General features: G+C 34.7%; 1 protein-coding gene. It reads right to left on the bottom strand.

Translation table 11 applies throughout. The features are described from left to right. Positions 1 to 351: 351 nt before the first annotated feature. Positions 352 to 816 carry a hypothetical protein gene (locus IC21_RS08600; protein ID WP_029142968.1) on the bottom strand — a complete coding sequence of 155 codons (465 nt, stop codon included), beginning with the start codon at positions 814 to 816 and terminating at the stop codon, positions 352 to 354. Between the last annotated feature and the right edge of the window lie 597 nt (positions 817 to 1413).

Below are 1413 nucleotides of genomic sequence, written 5' to 3'. Positions count from 1 at the left end.
CAAGCGACCAGCGATGTCATGAAAAATATGGCATGAGATCAAAATTAAATTTCACTTATTGGTGTCCAAAATATTGACTTAAATCCATCCAGCTTCATTGCTGTATACATTTCTGACTATCCATATTATAATAAAGGAAGAGATTATTTAAAAATCATTCAACAATTTGTCAAGCATAGTAAAAAAGTTGGGTTCTAAAAATTTATATAGACATCGATTAATAGAATACAAGTAAAATATCTTGAAGAGCTTGGAGTAGATGCCCTTTTTGTTGACGAAGCGCAAATTTAATCTTGGAAATGTATCGAAAAACAAAAAAGGAGGTTCGTTTTACATTTCTTCCATTTAAACCTAAAATCTTACATTATTCTGCTGTAGCTGACTAAGTATATTCGATGTTAAAAAGACTCCAACAGGGGGCAAGGTACCACTAATTACGGGATATCCGGTAAGAGATTTATCGGTTGTAGCAATCCAAGTTCCATGCTCTCCTGCTTGTAAAGAAGGAGGTTTCATAATAAGCCTCCCATTTAAAACAAAATGTCGAATTCTAATCAAGGGATCATCAAATATAGTTAAGTTACCGGAAAATGCGGCAAAAGGTGAATCAAATCTTATTTGATTGGTGTTTTCATCCCAATATCCATTAATTGGAATAGGTGTGCCACGGAAATTAACCGTACCAACTATCCTGTTATCTGTAATAGAGTTAATGTTTAGTAAACCCCAAACGATTGGTCTACCATCTATAGCAGCATGGAGGCCCCATACTGACGGGAATGGAATACTAACCATTGTTTGCTGTGCAGTTTGCAATACTAATCTCCCCCTAAATTTAAAGTTTATGTTCTGAAGGATAAAGGATTAGATATCTTATTTACTATCCTATATAAAGGACCAATCCAGTATATGCACCACAAGCTGAATATGTTTACTTTTAACGGTTAGAATCTCATCCTTTCGTTGAAAAATGCAGATCATTCAACGTTTAGAACAAAAAATTATGTTACAAAAAAATTCCTTTACACAGAGGCTCCAAGTCAAGTCCTTAAACGCATATTCTGTGGATACATATAAACAATGATAAAGGGTGCAACATATCAATGTTTTGTTGTTGATACTATATATAAGGTGCATATAGTTGAATGGTACGATTTGTCTTGAAAGGCTGAAGCTAAGGTTTCATCAGGCAAACGAGCCTATCATACCCATCTCTCCAAGTAAAGTCCTATGTTTGTATACGTTGTTGGATTATCCCATTTGTGTGCAAAGCTAACCTTAACGCAGTTATTAATCCATATAACTAGCAGGACAAATTGTAGGTGTATTTTGCAATAGAAAAGTGCAGAGAAATGCAATTAAAAATGCAGAGGTTTGCCACCCATTTAATTCCTTTTCGACAATGCGTGGGAC

This window comes from Heyndrickxia coagulans DSM 1 = ATCC 7050 (assembly GCF_000290615.1).
GTDB classification, from domain to species: Bacteria; Bacillota; Bacilli; order Bacillales; family Bacillaceae_C; genus Weizmannia; species Weizmannia coagulans.
Note: the sequence above shows the minus strand (reverse complement) of the source record. Positions and strands in the feature narration are given on the sequence as shown.